This window comes from Mesorhizobium sp. WSM4816, assembly GCF_055811535.1.
In genome coordinates this window covers 1-17362 of record NZ_JBVVQR010000012.1, presented here as the reverse complement: position 1 = coordinate 17362, position 17362 = coordinate 1, and the positions used below count along the sequence as shown (strand labels likewise).

18 protein-coding genes are annotated in these 17362 nt (G+C 60.8%); 12 read left to right on the top strand and 6 right to left on the bottom strand.

Going from position 1 to position 17362, the window contains the following annotated elements; genetic code table 11:
* Positions 1-196: 196 nt before the first annotated feature.
* Together AC0L3H_RS15145 and AC0L3H_RS15140 are read right to left on the bottom strand one after the other, a co-directional pair.
* Positions 197-397 (bottom strand): hypothetical protein, encoded by a 201-nt coding sequence (locus AC0L3H_RS15145; protein ID WP_473585997.1) that lies wholly within the window; start codon positions 395-397, stop codon positions 197-199.
* Positions 398-455: 58 nt separating this feature from the next.
* A complete protein-coding gene (locus AC0L3H_RS15140; protein ID WP_473585996.1) occupies positions 456-602 on the bottom strand; it encodes a hypothetical protein in 147 nt (48 codons plus the stop codon).
* A gap of 175 nt (positions 603-777) precedes the next feature.
* On the opposite strand from AC0L3H_RS15140, the gene AC0L3H_RS15135 reads away from it, so the two are divergent.
* The 3 genes from AC0L3H_RS15135 (at position 778) to AC0L3H_RS15125 (ending at position 4475) form a co-directional block, all read left to right on the top strand.
* Positions 778-1872, top strand: a complete 1095-nt coding sequence (locus tag AC0L3H_RS15135; RefSeq protein WP_473585995.1) for a glycosyltransferase family 4 protein — start codon at positions 778-780, stop codon at positions 1870-1872.
* A gap of 75 nt (positions 1873-1947) precedes the next feature.
* On the top strand, positions 1948-4116 hold the full coding sequence (locus tag AC0L3H_RS15130) for an amylo-alpha-1,6-glucosidase (RefSeq protein ID WP_236388119.1): 2169 nt from the start codon (positions 1948-1950) through the stop codon (positions 4114-4116).
* Positions 4117-4265: 149 nt separating this feature from the next.
* Positions 4266-4475, top strand: coding sequence for a hypothetical protein (locus tag AC0L3H_RS15125; protein ID WP_473585994.1), 210 nt, complete (start codon positions 4266-4268; stop codon positions 4473-4475).
* A 371-nt stretch (positions 4476-4846) separates the two neighbouring features.
* Here AC0L3H_RS15125 and AC0L3H_RS15120 read toward each other — a convergent pair whose 3' ends face one another.
* The 4 genes from AC0L3H_RS15120 to AC0L3H_RS15105 are packed head-to-tail and all read right to left on the bottom strand — an operon-like array spanning position 4847 to position 6994.
* Positions 4847-5020 (bottom strand): hypothetical protein, encoded by a 174-nt coding sequence (locus AC0L3H_RS15120; protein WP_167366274.1) that lies wholly within the window; start codon positions 5018-5020, stop codon positions 4847-4849.
* Between the two features lie 33 nt (positions 5021-5053).
* Positions 5054-6181 carry a WD40 repeat domain-containing protein gene (locus tag AC0L3H_RS15115; RefSeq protein WP_473585993.1) on the bottom strand — a complete coding sequence of 376 codons (1128 nt, stop codon included), beginning with the start codon at positions 6179-6181 and terminating at the stop codon, positions 5054-5056.
* Between the two features lie 14 nt (positions 6182-6195).
* On the bottom strand, positions 6196-6483 hold the full coding sequence (locus tag AC0L3H_RS15110) for a hypothetical protein (protein ID WP_473585992.1): 288 nt from the start codon (positions 6481-6483) through the stop codon (positions 6196-6198).
* A 1-nt stretch (position 6484) separates the two neighbouring features.
* Positions 6485-6994 (bottom strand): hypothetical protein, encoded by a 510-nt coding sequence (locus AC0L3H_RS15105; protein WP_473585991.1) that lies wholly within the window; start codon positions 6992-6994, stop codon positions 6485-6487.
* Between the two features lie 559 nt (positions 6995-7553).
* Between AC0L3H_RS15105 and AC0L3H_RS15100 the strand changes: the two genes are divergently transcribed.
* The 9 genes from AC0L3H_RS15100 to AC0L3H_RS15060 all read left to right on the top strand — a co-directional run bounded on the left by AC0L3H_RS15100 (position 7554) and on the right by AC0L3H_RS15060 (position 17198).
* Positions 7554-9227 carry an aromatic/alkene/methane monooxygenase hydroxylase/oxygenase subunit alpha gene (locus tag AC0L3H_RS15100; RefSeq protein WP_287237061.1) on the top strand — a complete coding sequence of 558 codons (1674 nt, stop codon included), beginning with the start codon at positions 7554-7556 and terminating at the stop codon, positions 9225-9227.
* A 54-nt stretch (positions 9228-9281) separates the two neighbouring features.
* The gene (locus tag AC0L3H_RS15095) at positions 9282-10343 is read left to right on the top strand and encodes a 2Fe-2S iron-sulfur cluster-binding protein (RefSeq protein WP_473585990.1); all 1062 of its coding nucleotides are present in this window, start codon (positions 9282-9284) and stop codon (positions 10341-10343) included.
* Between the two features lie 50 nt (positions 10344-10393).
* On the top strand, positions 10394-11452 hold the full coding sequence (locus AC0L3H_RS15090) for an aromatic/alkene monooxygenase hydroxylase subunit beta (RefSeq protein ID WP_023799650.1): 1059 nt from the start codon (positions 10394-10396) through the stop codon (positions 11450-11452).
* 17 nt (positions 11453-11469) lie between these two features.
* Positions 11470-11841 (top strand): MmoB/DmpM family protein, encoded by a 372-nt coding sequence (locus AC0L3H_RS15085; RefSeq protein WP_023799649.1) that lies wholly within the window; start codon positions 11470-11472, stop codon positions 11839-11841.
* Between the two features lie 74 nt (positions 11842-11915).
* Positions 11916-12938, top strand: a complete 1023-nt coding sequence (locus AC0L3H_RS15080) for an amidohydrolase family protein (protein ID WP_473585989.1) — start codon at positions 11916-11918, stop codon at positions 12936-12938.
* A 5-nt stretch (positions 12939-12943) separates the two neighbouring features.
* Positions 12944-13738: an iron-sulfur cluster assembly protein gene (locus AC0L3H_RS15075; protein WP_473585988.1), complete on the top strand. Its 795-nt coding sequence runs from the start codon at positions 12944-12946 to the stop codon at positions 13736-13738.
* Between the two features lie 77 nt (positions 13739-13815).
* The gene (groEL, locus tag AC0L3H_RS15070; protein WP_473585987.1) at positions 13816-15447 is read left to right on the top strand and encodes a chaperonin GroEL; all 1632 of its coding nucleotides are present in this window, start codon (positions 13816-13818) and stop codon (positions 15445-15447) included.
* Between the two features lie 49 nt (positions 15448-15496).
* A complete protein-coding gene (locus AC0L3H_RS15065) occupies positions 15497-16540 on the top strand; it encodes an NAD(P)-dependent alcohol dehydrogenase (protein ID WP_473585986.1) in 1044 nt (347 codons plus the stop codon).
* 178 nt (positions 16541-16718) lie between these two features.
* A complete protein-coding gene (locus tag AC0L3H_RS15060) occupies positions 16719-17198 on the top strand; it encodes a DUF1097 domain-containing protein (RefSeq protein ID WP_473493882.1) in 480 nt (159 codons plus the stop codon).
* The last annotated feature ends 164 nt before the right edge of the window (positions 17199-17362 follow it).

Here is a 17362-nt window from a genome sequence, read left to right as displayed (position 1 = left end):
TCGCGTCAAGGCCGCAATTACCGGCGCCGTGGCACGGAGCCTTCGATCATTTTCGAATTGCAATGTCGAAGCGGCGCCAACGACCGGCGAGACCTGCCGGGATCCGAACCCAACCCCAATCCGAACCCATCCGGCCGAGCAGCTCGAAATTCCGCCCCGACTGATTGGGCCGACTGATTAGATGAATGCGAAAAGCTTAGCTGCGCTGGCTTGAGTTGGGGTTTTCCCGGTCTGCCCGGGTGATCTTGCCTTTCGACGCTTTCGATCCGCCGCCCCATTCCTGGGCGTTCCTGGCTTGGGCACCGCCCTTGGCCGGTTGCTTGGCCTTGTCGCTGCCGCTTGCCCTCTTTCCCGATACAGGGTGGTTGGTTTTCGCAGACAAGTTTGTCTTTGCCATGTGTCACTCCTCTCGATGGTCGCAGCCATTATTGTCCGCCTCCGGGGCAGGGCTTCGGTTAGTCCTTGCCGCGCCTTGGATCCCTGCCGGCAGCCTGGCTGCTCTTTTGCGGCTTGTCCTTCTTGTCCTGATTGCCAGCGCGGTTGCCGCCGTGCTCGCTGCTCGATCCCTTGACGGCTTTTGTGTCCTGAAGCTTCGTAGCCATTCTGGTTCTCCTTTGGTCCCTAGTTGAACTCGCCTGACGCGGCGATAGTTCCCGCCGGGAACATATCGACCCTTCGAGAGTTGGCCCGGGAGGACCGCACTGCAATGAACGCGAGGAAGGGGATTGCCGTCGGGGCTTTCTGAAGGATGACCTTCGCTTTCGAGAAGTGTTGCAGATGAAAATTGCCCAGATCGCCCCCCTTACCGAAGCCGTGCCGCCGCGGACCTATGGCGGGACCGAGCGGATAGTTTCATATCTGACTGAGGAGCTTGTTCGACAGGGGCATGACGTGACCTTGTTCGCCAGCGGTGATTCACGCACCTCTGCCGAATTGGTCCCGTGTTGCGATATTGCATTGCGCCTGAATCCCAGGGTTCGGCACGACATTCCCCACCACGTGATGATGCTTGAACAGGTGCGCAGGCGGGCCGATGAATTCGACGTGCTGCATTTTCACATCGATATTTTCCACTTCCCGGTAGTCCGGGACTTTGCCGAGCGAACCGTTACGACGCTCCATGGACGTCTCGACCTCCCCGACTTGGCTCAGCTTTATTCGATGTTTGATGACATTCCGCTGGTTTCGATTTCTTACGATCAACGCTGGCCCATGCCGCCTGTCCGTTGGGCCGGAACGGTGTATCACGGTCTGCCTCGCGATCTTCTGCCGTTTCGCCCGAAAGCCTCGGGCTATCTCGCATTCCTCGGCCGCATCTCTCCGGAAAAGGGGCCGGAAACGGCCATTGAGATCGCTGCGCGTAGCGGAATGCCGCTGAAGATCGCCGCCAAGATCGACAAGGTAGACCAATCCTATTGGAAGGAGACGGTCGAACCCCAGGTGCTTCGAAATTCGAACGTGGAATTCATCGGCGAGATCGACGAACGGCGAAAAGCAAACTTTTTGGGCAATGCGGCAGCGCTTTTGTTCCCTATCGACTGGCCGGAACCCTTCGGACTCGTAACCATCGAGGCGATGGCCTGTGGCACGCCTGTGATAGCGTTCAGGCGCGGTGCCGTTCCGGAGGTCATCGACGATGGTGTGTCCGGGTTGATCGTCGACACAGCAGACGGAGCTGTGGATGCGGTGCGGCGGATAAACGGCCTCGATCGTGCACAGGTGCGACGGACTTTTGAAGAGCGGTTCACGGTCGAGCGCATGTGCCGCGACTACGTGGCGATCTATGGCTCGCTCTCGGAGGACATGACGAAAGCACTTGGCTCTCAAAACCAGCGCGCTAAAAATGCCGCAATGATGACTATGTCTACCTGACCGAGCAAGGCGACGGCTCGGCTGCTCGGATCAGCGCCTGAGCCGTTGGTCGCTTCTGGACGGGAGGGGTTGACCATGACCACTCAACTCGAAGACCGCAAGATTGATCCAGCCGTGGCGCTCCCGGCAATCGACGAAACGGCGCCGCGCGAGCCGCATCGGCAATTTGCGCTGAAACACGAGGATTGCTTCGTCGTCGCAGACAGCTACGGCGACATACGCGGCACCGGCGACGGGCTTTTCCGTGACGACACGCGTGTTTTATCGCGCTTCCGCCTGTTCATCGGCGGCCGGATGCCGTCACTGCTCGGCGCCTCGCTGTCGCAGGACAATATCCTGTTCACCGCCAATCTTACCAATTTGGCCACTATCGGGCCGAATGGCAGCGAAGCCTTGCCGGGCGTCGTCCACGTCGATCGGACGCGGTTCATCTGGCAGGACCGCATGTTCGAACGCATCAAGTTCACCAACTACTCCGCGCGCGAGGTGGTTCTGCCGGTCAGGCTCGACTTCGACGCCGATTTCCGTGACATGTTCGAGGTGCGCGGCACTACGCGTAGCCGCCGCGGCCGCGCGCATGACGCACTGGTCGGCGAGGCGAGCGTAACGTTCCGATATGAAGGCCTCGACAATGTGGCGCGTCAATCGGTCATCGCGTTCTCGATCAAGCCCGATCAGGTGCACCCCAATCACGCCGATTTCCTCATTGTCGTGGCAAGGCGTGACAGCAGAGCATTGTACCTGGAGGTGGGCCACAGCGAAGAAACTCCCTCCAGCGACCGCTTCCGCGCGGCCGCTGCGCGAGCCCGCTTCGCCATGCGCTCAAAGCGCCGGCAGGGCGCCACCGTCTTCAGCTCCGGCCGCGTGTTCAACGACTGGCTGACACGCACGCGCGCCGACATCGCGCTGCTGACGACCGATCTGGAGACCGGGCCATACCCGTATGCCGGCATCCCCTGGTTCTCGACGGCTTTCGGCCGCGATGGCGTCATTTCCGCCTTGCAGATGCTTTGGCTCAATCCAGACCTTGCCCGCGGCGTACTGGCCTTTCTTGCCCACTATCAGTCGACCGAGACCTCTGTGTTCGACGACGCCGAACCCGGCAAGATCATGCATGAGACCCGCAAGGGGGAGATGGCGGTGCTGCGCGAGTTGCCGTTCGGCCGCTACTATGGCGGCGTCGACACCACGCCACTCTATGTCTATCTGGCTTCCTCCTACGCCGAACGCACCGGAGACGAGGCGTTTGTCGACCGTATGTGGGACTCGCTGGGCGCTGCCACTGCCTGGATGGAAGAGGTCGGAGCCCGCAACGGGGAGGGCTTTGTAACCTACAACCGGGCGGCCGACACGGGTCTGTTCAACCAAGGCTGGAAGGACAGTTCCGATGCCGTCTTCCATGCCGACGGTACCATCCCCAAAGGGCCGATCGCATTGGTCGAGGTACAAGGTTATGCCTTCGCCGCATATCAAGGGATGGCGGCGCTGGCCGCCCGGCGCGGCGACGACGCCAAGGCGGCGCACTGGAGCGCCCTGGCAGAGAGGATCCGTCAGGCGGTCGAGACGCATTTCTGGATGCCGGACCGCGATTTCTATGCTTTGGCGATCGACGGAGAAGGCAAGCAATGCGCGGTCCGCACGTCCAACGCCGGTCACCTGCTTTATGTCGGGCTGCCGTCGGCGGAACGGGCGCAGGCACTTGCCAGCCAACTGCTCTCTGCTCACCTTCATAGTGGTTGGGGCGTTCGCACACTGGCCGACGACGAGATCCCATTCAACCCGATGTCATATCATAATGGCTCGATTTGGCCGCACGACACCGCGCTCTGCGCCTCCGGGCTCGCCCGCTATCACGAACGCGACAGCGTCGTGAAGCTGATGAGCGGTATGTTCGAGGCGGCGGTCCGTTTCAACATGCGGCTGCCAGAGCTGTTCTGCGGCTTTACGCGTGCGGCCAGCGATTCACCGGTGGCCTACCCGGTCGCCTGTCTGCCGCAAGCCTGGTCGGCTGGCTCCGCTTTCATGATGCTGCAGGCTTGCCTGGGCATTCGGGTTGACGGCTGGAAACGCGAGATCACAGTGGAACGCCCGCGGCTGCCTATCGGCATCGACAACATCGTTATCCGCCACCTGGCCATAGGCGAGGCGAAAGTCGATCTCATCTTCGAGCGCATTGGCGACCGTGTTGTGTGTTATCTCGACCACCGTCATGAGGGTCTGGTGCCTTTGGTGGTGCGCTCATAGCGCATGCCGGCAAGCGGCCACTGGCGTCAGTGGCTGTTGGCAGAGGGCCAGCGAGGGTGCGCGCCGCCCAGGCTCGTCTTGAACCACCTCCCGGAACACAATGTCGCGGCAAACGTTGCCAAGACAATCGATTGTCTTTGAAGGATGCCATGGCGATCCGTCGAAAAGCCCAGGAAGCTGGTATTTTCGATCCGTCCGAGTTGGCTCTGCTGGCTCGGGCGTTCGAGCAGCTCAAGCTTGAAGGTCAATCGACTGGTCAGCGTGAGGCGCTCGCGTCTCGGATTATTGCCAACTACATGGCCGGCGTGACCGACGAGACAGAACTGATTTCCCTATCAAGGCAGCCGTTGGGCCGATAGCGCCGCCCTCTTGGCGGTCCGCCGCTGGGTGAGGGCGCGTAACGGCTGCCCGGCGATTAGCGGCTGCCGCCATAGGTGAGCTTGTTGACGGGGCGACCGCCGCGCCCGACCAGCAAGCCGGCTCGTGCTCCGTGATGGACACTGCCATCAAATGACTACCGCGCAACTGATACCTCCGCCGATCGCCAGCGTCCCGTGCGGCATCTGCGATCGCTGGATTGAGTCGCGTCCGGATGGGCCATCGATCCAGAGTAAAGTCGCAATCTGAAGGAATGGCATGCACGGCCAGCGCTGCGCAAACCTGTACGGCGAATCCGCCTGAAAGCTCCTTCGGAGCTATGGCTTTCGAGCGCAATTGACTGGTCGTGAGTTTAGTTGGTCTTCAACTGGCCGACGCGGTTTTCGGCAATCCAGCGGGCGGCAAGCACCAATGCGCCCATACTGAAATCCTTGCCGTGTTTGGCCACCATTTCTTCAGACAGCTTGGCGAGCCGTTCGAAGAATTCGTCCTTGCTCTCGTCCTCGGGGGTGGGTTCGGTTTGCATTTTGTGCTCCTTTTGCATGCGGGCCTGCCTTTGCTATTTGAACATCTGTGCGGGAAAGGTGATGATCGCGGCGGTGCCGTCGACTGCGCCCACCGCCAGGTGGCGTCCGTCGCCGGACCAGGCAAGCGCGGTCACCGCGCTGCCCAGCGGCCTGACGAGGAGTTCGTCTCGCGCGCCGATCTGGGCGATGGTGATACGGCCGTTGGCATAGCCGGCCGCAATCAGTTTTTTCTCCGGGTGCGCAGCCATTGTCTCGACCGGAACCAGCCCGGCGCGGCCAGTCTCCAGCGCGCCCGAGGTGTCGCCGTCAAGTGGCGGAGCGGTCATCGACCAGCCGGCGATCCGGAAGGCGCCCGACGCAAACAGCGCATTCTCCGGCAGACTCCAGCACACGGTCCGGACCGGCGATGCATATCCCTCGACGATGCCGTAGCGATCATCGGTCATGCTGACCAGGGCAAAGCCGCCTGTTTCGAGCCCGCAGGCCAGCCATGTGCCGTCTCCACTCCAGCGGATCGATACCGGGCGCGCCGAAAAAGACACGTCGCGTATCGGGGTAGCGTCGCCGTCGACCGCCCAGATCGACAATCCGTCGCCTAGGCCATGGGCGAGGCGCCTTCCGCCTGGCGAAAAGGCAAGCGCACCCGTGGACGGTGTCGCATCGTGTCGCAGTCGTACTGCATCGCCTTGGCCGCGTGCCAGGAAGACATCCTGCCCGTTGCTGACGGCTGTGATGGCCGTCCGGGGGTTGTGGTCGACGGCGACGACCGGCCCGTCGATCTTGACCAGCGTGTCCATCACATTGCCGTCCGCGGCCAGATGCACCGCTTCGCCAGCCGCCGTTCCAACGAGGAAGCCGAAGGAAAGGTAGCTGGCGAGCGGGACGTCTCCATCCCCCAACGCAGCGGTGGCGATCAATGGTGCCGGTGGCTTCTCCCGCGGGCGGATCGTCGTCTGGCCGAGATCGCCGCTCACCCTGATCCGCGATTCCGGCGGCTCCTGGTCCGCGACTGCGGCTATGGCGACCGTTCCGTCCACGCTGGTGCATGCGACAGCCGCGCCATCGGCGCTGAAGCGCAGGTCGGCGATCGCCGACGGGCGACGCCAGCTTCGCGCCAGCAGGTCGAACAAGGTCAGGTTCTGTATCGCGTGCTGGTTCATGACCATTCCCTTCGTCAGTTACCCACCGTCGCCGCGAGGCTGAGGTCGATGTCCTCGACCTCACCCTCCGCGGCGGCGATGCGTTGCTCGCACGTCGCGCCTTCCCGCATGACCGCCGCGGCTCTCTCCTCCGCCTCATGCAAATCCTGCACCAGTTGCGCGCTGGCGCCGCTCCTGCCGATATCGAGTTCCAGGCGCAGCACCTCCATCTCGATACCGGCGCGTTTCTGATCGAGCCGCAGCGCCTCGGCAGTCAGCGCGGAGACGTTGGCGACAAGATCGAGCCGGCGGGCGAGCAACATGTCACGCCTGGTAGTTTGCCCCATCGGATCCTCCATCATTTTTCGGTCCCAGCCGTCGGTCCGGGTGGTTTTTCGAAAGCCGACAGCAATTTGGCAACGTGCCGGCCTGCGACTGGAACTGTCTTTCGGCAGTTTCGATGTGGCTCTTGAGCTGATCCCAGATGTCGACGCGGATCATCGATGTCGTATCGCCGGTAAGGCGCTCGATCTCCTCGACGCGGAACTGCCGCGACAGCGCAACGCCGGAAAACACGAAGTCGCGCAACAGGATCGCATGGTTCTCGATGAACAGATGGACCATCGGATGCGTTTCCGTGGTGACGCCGCCGGCAGCAAGCTCGGCCCGGATGAAGTCCTGGAAGTGGCTCTGCAGGCGGTGTTGGCTCTCGCCCATAAAGCGCATGACAAAGACCAGATCGCGGGGCATCAGCCTGACAAGATCGACGGTGACGCCATCAGCCTGGCTGGACATTGGCTCGGGCTGCCTCCGGCTGTCTTTGTCGTTCGCCACGGTTTTTCTCCAATGCGAGGCCCGTCCGTGAGCCATCGCCCTCAAATAGTAGAGAAACGAGAAGAATAAAATAGATGATGTGTGTTTTTCAAATTTGCTGCGAATGCTAACTTGATATATCGCAATTGCGAATAGATATTAAATATTACATGCGTACGTTACAACTGTAAAAGAACGTTACAGTTGCCGTCCTCTTCGTGTGCCGAAAGGGCGGCGATTTGTTTTTAGCGTCAGGCACGGGCGCCATTTTCAAATTGGCACGGTGCTTGCTTTGTACATTTCCACAAGAAGCCCATCGCGCTTTTGACGCGGTGCCAAAAGAACGAAGGAACGGAGGAAGCAGGTCACGTCCGCTTCGATACGCCCATCGCATATGCGATTGGCGCCGCGGTCCCTGTCGGAGTCTAACACCTTTGCCGCGATCCACTTGAATGGCCGGACCATGAGTCGCGCCTGAACGCGTAACCCTTTGTCGTGCCGTTCGCACTCTCACTAGCGGTGCTGTGCGCCGCTCCATGCCGGGGTCAAGGGACCTGCGGCTCAAACCTGGTGGAGGCTTATGACCATGACGTCTCTGACGCTCAACAAGATTACCTCGCAACGCGGAATTTCCGTCGGCGAGGCAACCAAGAAGATTGCCGATCTCGGCTGGAATCCTTCCTACGTCCAGGAAGCGATGACGTTTCCGACGGACTACAAGATCAACAAGACGCCGCGCGACCCGATGAAGCAGGTTTTGCGGTCGTACTTTCCGATGCAGGAAGAGAAGGACAACCGGGTTTACGGCGCGCTGGATGCGGCATTGCGCGGCGACATGTTCCGCAATGTGGAGCCGCGCTGGGTCGAGTGGATGAAGCTCTTTCTGGCGATCATTCCCTTCCCGGAAATTTCCGCTGCCCGCTCGATGGCGATGGTCGCCCGTATAGCACCCGGGGAGGAACTCAGGACCGGGTTTACCATGCAGATGATCGACGAATTCCGGCACTCGACGATCCAGATGAACCTGAAGAAATGGTACATGGAGAACTACATCGATCCGGCTGGCTTCGACATCACCGAGGAAGCCTTCGGCAAATGCTACGCCACGACCATCGGCCGGCAGTTCGCGGAAGGCTTCATCACCGGCGACACCATGACTGCCGCCTGCATGTACCTGACCGTGGTGGCCGAAACCGCCTTTACCAACACGCTCTTTGTCGCCATGCCTTCGGAAGCCGCCCGCAACGGCGACTATGCGCTGCCGACTGTCTTCCTGTCGGTGCAGTCCGACGAGAGCCGGCATATCGGTAATGGCCATTCGCTGCTGATGGCGGCGCTCAAGGAGCCGGAAAATCATCTGCTGCTCGAGCGCGACCTGCGCTATGCCTTCTGGCAGAACCACGCGATCGTCGATGCGGCCATCGGCACCTTCATCGAATACGGCACCACCAACCGCGACAAGAACAAAGAGTCCTACGCGGAAATGTGGCACCGCTGGATCTATGAAGACTACTACCGCACCTACATGCTGCCGCTCGAGAAATACGGCATCAAGGTCCATCACGACGACGTCCAGGCGGCCTGGGAACGCATCACCAAGAAGAATTACGTCCACAAGGTCGGGCAGTTCTTCGCGGTCGGCTGGCCGGTCAATTTCTGGCGCATCGAAGCTCAGACCGACAAGGACTTCGAGTGGTTCGAGCACAAATATCCAGGCTGGTACGCCGAATTCGGCGACTTCTGGAAATGGTACGCCAAGCTCAGCCACAAGGGCGAGAAGGTGCTGCTGTTCAACAGCGATGTTGGCTACGTCTATCCGCATCGCTGTTGGTCCTGCCTTGTTCCCTGCCTGATCCGCGAGGATATGGTGGTCGGCGAGATCGACGGCCAGCTCCATACCTTCGCCCACGAGCTCGACAAGTGGACTGCCACCGTGGCGTTCGCCGACGAATATCAGGGCCGTCCGACGCCCGCGATGGGCCGCTTCAGCGGCAAGCGCGAATGGGAGACGCTCTATGACGGCTGGGATCTGGCCGATGCCATCAAGGACCTGAACTTCGTCCGCTCTGACGGCAAGACGCTGGTCCCGCAGCCGCATATGCGTTTCGCCGACAAGGAGATGTGGACGCTGGACGACGTGCGAGGCAACAAGCTCGGGTCGCCGCTCAACGCGCTGCGTGCCATGTCACCCGCGGATCGTGAGAAGCACCTGGCGGAATACCGGGCCGGCTTCACGATCAATCCCTGCAACTGATCAGGCCAAAGGGGGGCGGGTTCGTCCCGCCCCTTCCTTTCACTGGAGGTCCGTATGTCGGAAACCCACACGGTCAGGCTCAGCCCGGTCGGCGTCGAATTTGATGTCGAAAATGGCGAAACGGTACTCAACGCCGCTTTCCGCCAGGGCATCGCCCTGCCGCACGGCTGCAAGGAAGGGCAATGCTCGGCCTGCAAGAGCGTGTTGCTCGAAGGCGAAGTCGACATGCTGAAATACTCGACTTTCGCGCTGAACGACATGGAGAAGGAGAGCGGCCACGTGCTTTTGTGCCGCTGCATCGCCTACTCCGATCTGGAAGTCGAGCTTCTCAACTACGACGAGGAGATTTTGGCGAAAGCGATCGCCGTGAAGACGTTCAACGGCCGGATTGCTTTGATCGAGCACCTGACCCACGACATTCGCGGCATCGAGATCGAACTCGGCTCGCCGATAAAGTTCTGGGCGGGGCAATATGTCGACATCACGGTTACCACGGAAAAAGGGGAGACGATTACGCGCTCGTTCTCCATGGCAAATACGCCGGACCAAACCGAAAAACTCTGCTTCATCATCAAAAAATACCCTGAGGGAAAGTTCTCTGGAGAACTCGATTCCGGAGGAATCAAGGTTGGAGCCGAAGTCACCGTCGTCGGACCCTACGGAACCTGTTTCCGTCGGGAAGAACGGCAAGGACCCCTAGTCCTGGTCGGCGCCGGCTCGGGCATGTCGCCGATCTGGTCGATCCTCAACGACCATTTGAAGAGCGGCGAGAAACGTCTGGTCTATTTCTTCTACGGTGCCAGGACCCGCAACGACCTGTTCTATCTCGACAGGATCGCCGAGCTGATCGGCCAGCATTCGGATGTCACTTTCATTCCCGTGCTGTCGCACGCGGCTGATGACGCCGAATGGGAAGGCGAACGCGGTTTCGTACACCAGAGTGTCGACGCCAAGCTCAAGCAACTTGCGGTCGACGGGCAGGGCGATGTCCATGCCTGTGGCCCGCCACCGATGATTGATGCGCTTCAGCCGGTTCTATTCATGAACGGGTTCGAGACTGAGCGGATCTTCTTCGACAAGTTCACCACATCGACAGGTGCTACGCCGACCCACTGAGGGGACGGCCACGCAACTGCAACCACAACTGCAACAAGGGAGTGAAGACTATGCCAGCTATCTCGAGTTCAGTCGGATCCGGAGCCGCCGGCGCGGCGATCTTTGCCGATTCCGACAGCCGGAAGTACCGGTATTTCGACCCGAAGGGCCAGCGCGCCACGCACTACGAAGACATGACCGTCGACGTGCAGCCTGACCCGGAGCGTTACTTGATCCAGGACTGGATCATCTCATTTGCCGACGGCAAGGGCGCTTATGTCAAGCAGAACACTGCTGCGCAGAGCTCCAACTGGCATGCCTTTCGCGCCCCCGATCAGGAGTGGGAACGCACGCACTACCAGCGCCAGTCGAAAATCGAGACGATGGTGCAGAGCGTCATCAACAACGCCCGCAAGTCGGGGGCGCCGAAGACCTTTGATAAGGCCTGGGTCAAGATCCTGCAGACGCAGCTCGGCGCCTGGAAGCACTCCGAATTCGGGCTCGGCACCTCGCTGATGCAGGCGCAGCGCTACGGCTACACCCAGATGATCAACAACGCGACGCTGACCAACTCGTCCTACAAGCTGCGGCTTGCCCAGGACATCACGCTCTACCTTGCCGAGATCGGCATGGACCTTCCCGGCTGGGACGACGAACTTGGCAAGAAGGCCTGGCTCGAGGACAACAACTGGCAAGGTACCCGCGAGGCGGTCGAAACCATCATGGGCGCGACCGACTATCTCGAACAGTATTTCGCCATCAACATCGTCTTCGAGCCGCTGGTCGGGGAAGCATTCCGCTCAGGCTTCCTGATGCAGATCGCCGCCGCCAACCACGACTTCATAACGCCTGCGGTGATCTCGGCAGCCGAGGCCGACTACGAACGCAACCTCGCCAACACGATCGACCTCATGCACATGCTCGCCAACGACGAGAAGCACGGCGCGGCGAACAAGAAGCTCTTCCAGGGCTGGGTCGAGAAACACGGCGCGCTCGCCGACAAGGCAGCCACCGGCCTGCAGCCGATCTGGTCGATGCCGCATTCCAAGCCGGTCGCATTTGCGGATGTCCGTGCCAAATCCGAGGAACGGATTGGTCAGATACTCCGCGAACTTGGCCTCAAGCGCTGACACAGGGAGAAACCGTCATGTCAACTGCAGCACGCGACGCATCGCAATCCAACATCTTCAGGGCGATGAAGGACATCACCTTCGAACAGACGATTTCGCATCAGTGCGGCGTCACCATGAACGACTCGGTGGAAGCCAGGGCCATCGCTGAATTCATGGGCCTGAAGCCGAACGTGACCGTAACCTACCAACCGGCGATGATCCGGATCGACGGCACCGGCAAGCTGATCTTCAAGATGGACGAGATCAGCGAATATCTCGGCCGCGAGATGACGGCGGAAACCTTCGAGGTCAACAGCTCCACCCACTACGGGCGGATGGTGCGCATCGACGACAACACCGTGATCCTGTTCGGCAACATGGACGAAATGTTCGAATACATCGAATAGGCGCCCAAGAAAATCGGGCGCGCCGCCTGGCTGCGGCGCGCCGAACGATCAACGCCCATTTTGTGGAGGTAGGAATGTTTAGGACACCGGAAGGCAAGGATATTTTCGTGGTCGATGGCCACACCCATTTCTGGGACGGCAGCCCGGAGAACCAGAAGAATATTCACGGCAAGCAGTTCATCGATTGCTTCTACGCCTATCATACAGGGCTCAGCCCCAAGGAGCAGCTTTGGGAGAAGAGCAAGTTCGAGAAGTACTCGGCCGAGAATCTCTACAACGACCTGTTCATCGACGGACCGGATGACATCGCCATTTTCCAGACCACGTCTCTAAGCGATTTCTACAAGACCGGCTTCGGCTGCATCAAGCGCACCTCGGAGATCGCCAAGAAGTATCCCGGCCGCTTCATTGTGAATGGGGCGTTCGATCCGCGCGATGGCGAAAAGGCGCTCGAATACATCCATTTCATGAAAGAGACCTACGACATTAAAGGCGTGAAGATGTACACCGCCGAGTGGAACGGCGCGTCAAAAGGCTGGCGGCTGAACGACCCCGAGGCCTACAAATGCTTCGAGCTCTGCGACAAGCTCGGCATCAGGAACATCCACGTCCACAAGGGTCCGACGATAATCCCGCTCAGCAAGGATGCGTTTGACGTACACGACGTGGATCATGCTGCTACCGATTTCCAGGGCCTCAACTGGATCGTGGAGCATTGCGGCTTACCGCGCCTCGATGATTTCTGCTGGATCGCGACCCAGGAGACCAATGTCTATGCCGGGCTCGCGGTGGCACTGCCCTTTATTCATTCGCGTCCGCGCTATTTCGGCGAGGTGATCGCCGAGCTGCTGTTCTGGATCGGTCCGGAGAAGATCCTATTCGGTTCCGACTACGCGATCTGGACCCCGCGTTGGCTGGTCGAAAAGCTCTGGGCCTATCAGATTCCAGAGGACATCGCCGCCGAGCGCGGCGTGCAGCTGACCGACGAGATCAAGGAAAAGATTCTCGGTCTCAACGCTGCCCGCCTCTACGACATCGACATCGAAGCCCGGAAGGCGGAATTTGCCAACTCGCCTTTTAGCATCGCCGCGGAGTAGGAGCGATGGCAACCGCCTTTTCCGGTAGCCGCGAGAATGAGCTCCGGCGACGCCTTGGTGAGGTCAACGATCCGGAGCTCGACGAATCGATCACCGAGATGGGCTTCGTCGAGCTCGCCGCAGTCGACGACGACGGCGGCGTGCAGGTCGACTTTCGCCTGCCGACCTACTGGTGCTCGCCCAACTTCGCTTTCCTTATGCTGGACGGCGTCTGCAAAGCGCTCGACCAGCTTTCGTGGTCGCCTGCCTATCGGGTGAAGCTGCACGACCATATGTTCGCGGAGGAGGTAAATCGCGGCATAGAGGCTGGCAAGGCATTCGGCGAGATCTTTGGCGAACTTGCTGGCGACCTCGATCTCGCAGGTCTGCGGGAAACGTTTGCGATGAAGGCGTTCAAGCGACGCCAGGAGGCAGTCTTGCGTGGCCTCCGGCAGCACGGTCTGACAGATCGGGAAACCCTCGGCATGGACCTGCCGGCGTACGACGTCGCGCGGTTCGAACCCGGCGAAGCGGCCAAACAGAAGCCGAGGTACAGGTCGGCTCTGATCGAGCGTTTTCCCGACCGCCGGGCGGATGATCCCGTCTTCGTGACCTGGGAAGGACAACGCATACCGACTGCCGCACTCGGCGCCCATCTCGCCGAACTGCGCGGTGTGCGCGTCAATATGGAGTTCAACGGCGCGCTGTGCCGTGGACTCAAGCAGACCAGATACAAGGAACTCGATGTGGTCGACGGCGAACCGACACTGGTCGATTTCATCATGGATCGCGTGCCGGCACGAGCCGCGCCGACCGCCTGAAGCAGAGCCGAAAACAACGGCCTCCCTCGCACGAGGCCCCTAACCAACAACCCGCCCGTAAGGCGGAAGGAGGAATCATGCCCAAAATAATGCTTCACAACTCCGACGCCCGCCGCGCTCTCGCCCGTGGCGTCTTTCGGCTGGCCGCTGCCGTCGAGCCGACGCTCGGCCCCAAAGGCATGAACGCCATGATCGACCGGCCGATCGGCACGCCGATGGTGACCCGTGACGGCGTCAGCATCGCCTCCGAGATCGAATTGCACGACCGTTTCGAAAACATGGGCGCGCAGGTCGTTCGCGAAGTGTCGATGCAAACCAACGAGGTCGCCGGCGACGGTACCACGACTGCCATCGTGCTCGCCAACGCTCTCATCCAGGGCGGTGTGGAGGCGAATGAACGCGGCGTGAAATCCGTCGATCTGTGCAAGGGCATCGACCTTGCCGTGACAGCGGTGGTGGCGGCGCTCAAGGCTTCGGCCAAACCGGCTAAGGGAAACGGCATTCTCGCCTCGGTCGCCAACATTGCGGCGACCAATGCCAAGCTTGGCGCACTGGTGGCGGAAGCCCACCAGCGGGTGGGGGCCGAAGGCGTCATCACCACGGACTTCAGCGTCACCACCGAGACCACGCTCGATGTGGTCGAGGGCATGTCCTTCGACCGCGGCTATCTCTCTCATCACATGGTGACTGACCAGGAGAAGATGGAGGCTGTTCTCGAACGGCCGTACATCCTGATGACCGATCTCAAGATCAAGCAGCCCGAGGCGCTGGATTCGGCTCGCCGCATTGCCGCCGAGGATGGTCGGCCGCTGCTGATCGTGTCCGAGGAAATGTCGCCGGAAGTCGTGGTAACGCTGCTCGGCAAGCAAGGACCTGGAAAATACCTCGTTGTCCATCCGCCGGAATATGGCCATTGGCGCAAGGCGATGATGGAGGATCTGGCGATCATCACCGGCGGCAAGGTGATCGCGCGCGACCTCGGCGGTCGGCTGGAGGACATCACCGCCGACGATCTCGGAACGGCTGACCGGGTGAAGACCAGTTCGTCCTACACCTCGATCATCCGCGGCGGCGGCGACCACGCGGCAATCGCGTCGCGTCGCGCTCAGGTGCAGCGGCAGTATGAAGCTTCGCCGCCGAATATCGATCAGGACAAGCTGCGCGAACGCCTGGCCAAGCTTTCTGGCGGCACCGCGATTCTCTATGCCGGCGGTGTCACGCCGGTCGAGCAGAAGCGAACCATTCAGCTCATCGAGGATTCGCTGAATGCGGTGCGCGCCGCATCCGAAGAGGGCGTGGTCGCCGGAGGTGGCTCGGCGCTTGCCCAGATCGCGCCGCTGCTCGACAGGGTGGCGGCAGACGTCGACGGCGATGTCGCCGAAGGCGTGCGCCTGGTGCGATCGGTGCTGTCGCGGCCGCTCTGGCGCATAGCCGTCAATGCCGGCGCCGATCCCGAAGCGGTCGTGGCGGAAGTCACGCGCATCAACGGCGGCTACGGCTACAACGCGTCTGCCGGCAGCTACCAGAACATGTTCGAGGCAGGGATCATCGATCCGGTCCGCGTCACCTACACAGCACTCGCCAACGCAGCTTCGGTGGCGACGCTGATCCTGACCACCGAAACGCTGATCGGCCATCTCGCCGAGGACGAGGACCCGACGGCCGGACCGGCTCGCGGCGGCGGCTCTGAAAAGCTCGGCCGCGCCTGAGCAATCCGAAAGCGATCCGAATAAATCTCGACGTTGAAAGGATACGACGATGAAAGCTGCCAGACTGTACGAATACGATCCGCAAATGAATGTCCAGCTCAGGATCGAAGAGGTTAAGGCGCCGACAATCACCGCCCCCGACGAAGTGATCGTGCGGGTCGGTGCTGCCGGCCTTTGCCGCACCGACCTGCACATCATCGAGGGTGTGTGGAAGCCGACCATGGATCCCGAAGGCACGCTGTTGCCCTACATCATGGGTCACGAGAATGCTGGCTGGGTCGAGGAAGTTGGCAGCGGCGTCAAGTCGGTCAAGCGCGGCGACGCCGTGATCTGCCATCCCTTCCGCTCGTGCGGGATCTGCCTCAACTGCCGGCACGGCGAGGACATGTACTGCGATAGCGGCCAATTTCCGGGCCTCGGCATAAATGGCGGCTTCGCGGAGTATTTCATCACCAGCGAGCGTTCGTTGATCAAGCTGAACACCAACGTCACGCCGATCGAGGTGGCGCCGCTTGCCGACGCCGGCATCACCGCTTATCGCGCCGCCAAGCGCGCCGCCAAACTGCTGCGACCAGGGAGCTATTGTGTGCTGCTCGGCATAGGCGGGCTCGGCCACATCGCGCTGCAATCGCTGCACGCGATCTCGGGCTGCCGCATCATCGCCGTCGATCGCGAGCCGGCAGCACAGGTGCTGGCCAAAGATCTCGGCGCCGACTTCGTCCTCGATGGTGGGCCGAACATTGTCGAGGAGGTCAGCCAGATCACCGGCGGCGGCGCCCATGTCGTCATCGATTTCGTCGGTGAACTCGGTGTCGAGAACATCTGCTGGAAGATGGTGCGCAAGGGCGGGCAACTGTTCGTCGTCGGCTATGGCGGCAATATCAATGTGCCGACCGCCCATCTCGTCATCGAGGAGATCAACATCGGCGGCAGCCTGGTCGGCAATTTCACCGAGCTTGTCGAACTGATGGAGCTCAACGCCGACGGCAAGGTGAAGATGCACTACACCGAATACAACCTTGCCAGCATCAACACCGCGCTCGACGATTTCAAGAACCGTCGGTTCACCGGCCGCGGCGTCATCGTGCCCTGAAGCGTCTGGTCGGGAGCGGGCCTGACGTTTTGGTTCGCTTGCCGGTCCCGTTCTTGGGCGCCGCGGCTGATGCCATGGCTTTTCCGTATCGGGACGTCAGCAAAGCGTGGTCCTGAAACGAGTTCTTTGCTTCGCGGTTTGGAAAAATGGGAGGACAATTATGGATCTTATTACAGGATTGGCCGTCGTCATCGGCATTATGGGCGGCATTGCAACGTGGGCAGCGATCACGATCGGCAACCCCTATCTGCTGATCTGGGCGGTATTTGTGGGCTGGGGGAGTTTCTACCACTGTGGCGGCAAGGAAGCCGGGTTCAAGAATTCGGCGCTTGCAAACCTTTGGGGAGCGATCTGCGCTGCCGGCGCATTGATAGCACTGACGTCTATTGGTGTCACGGCTCTCACGGCCGGCATTTGCGTCGGCGTTTCAATCGTAGTGCTGATTCTCGCTGCCAAGCTGCCATTGCTGAGTGCCATTCCATCAGCGGTCTATGGCTACGCAACGACCGCGGCACTTTTTCTGCTTGGCGCTGCCGCCTATGGCGAGGGTCCAAGCGGCATCAGCAAGGTCGCGGCAGCTGTGGTGATTTCGCTGATCATTGGCAACAGTCTCGGCTACGTTTCCGAGAAAGTGACATCTGCTGTCGTGAAGAGCTGATCTGACCCCCGCTACCGCTTCAGTGATTGACTTTTCCCAACCCCGTGGCGCGAATGCCGCGGGCTTTTTCGTGCCGGTGGCTCTGATCCTAGAGCACGTCCCGTGATCGATGAATCGATTGTGATGTGACGACGAGCTTCTCCGGTGATTCAACATCCACCTTG

Excerpts from the sequence above, each read along its gene's own strand:
- AC0L3H_RS15095 (WP_473585990.1), top strand. The coding sequence starts at position 9,282 with ATGTCGGAAACCCACACGGTCAGGCTCAGCCCGGTCGGCGTCGAATTT.
- AC0L3H_RS15130 (WP_236388119.1), top strand. The coding sequence starts at position 1,948 with ATGACCACTCAACTCGAAGACCGCAAGATTGATCCAGCCGTGGCGCTC.
- AC0L3H_RS15085 (WP_023799649.1), top strand. The coding sequence starts at position 11,470 with ATGTCAACTGCAGCACGCGACGCATCGCAATCCAACATCTTCAGGGCG.
- AC0L3H_RS15125 (WP_473585994.1), top strand. The coding sequence starts at position 4,266 with ATGGCGATCCGTCGAAAAGCCCAGGAAGCTGGTATTTTCGATCCGTCC.
- AC0L3H_RS15110 (WP_473585992.1), bottom strand. The coding sequence starts at position 6,483 with ATGTTGCTCGCCCGCCGGCTCGATCTTGTCGCCAACGTCTCCGCGCTG.
- AC0L3H_RS15120 (WP_167366274.1), bottom strand. The coding sequence starts at position 5,020 with ATGCAAACCGAACCCACCCCCGAGGACGAGAGCAAGGACGAATTCTTC.
- AC0L3H_RS15080 (WP_473585989.1), top strand. The coding sequence starts at position 11,916 with ATGTTTAGGACACCGGAAGGCAAGGATATTTTCGTGGTCGATGGCCAC.
- AC0L3H_RS15100 (WP_287237061.1), top strand. The coding sequence starts at position 7,554 with ATGACCATGACGTCTCTGACGCTCAACAAGATTACCTCGCAACGCGGA.
- AC0L3H_RS15145 (WP_473585997.1), bottom strand. The coding sequence starts at position 397 with ATGGCAAAGACAAACTTGTCTGCGAAAACCAACCACCCTGTATCGGGA.
- AC0L3H_RS15115 (WP_473585993.1), bottom strand. The coding sequence starts at position 6,181 with ATGAACCAGCACGCGATACAGAACCTGACCTTGTTCGACCTGCTGGCG.
- AC0L3H_RS15140 (WP_473585996.1), bottom strand. The coding sequence starts at position 602 with ATGGCTACGAAGCTTCAGGACACAAAAGCCGTCAAGGGATCGAGCAGC.
- AC0L3H_RS15135 (WP_473585995.1), top strand. The coding sequence starts at position 778 with ATGAAAATTGCCCAGATCGCCCCCCTTACCGAAGCCGTGCCGCCGCGG.
- groEL (WP_473585987.1), top strand. The coding sequence starts at position 13,816 with ATGCCCAAAATAATGCTTCACAACTCCGACGCCCGCCGCGCTCTCGCC.
- AC0L3H_RS15065 (WP_473585986.1), top strand. The coding sequence starts at position 15,497 with ATGAAAGCTGCCAGACTGTACGAATACGATCCGCAAATGAATGTCCAG.
- AC0L3H_RS15090 (WP_023799650.1), top strand. The coding sequence starts at position 10,394 with ATGCCAGCTATCTCGAGTTCAGTCGGATCCGGAGCCGCCGGCGCGGCG.
- AC0L3H_RS15075 (WP_473585988.1), top strand. The coding sequence starts at position 12,944 with ATGGCAACCGCCTTTTCCGGTAGCCGCGAGAATGAGCTCCGGCGACGC.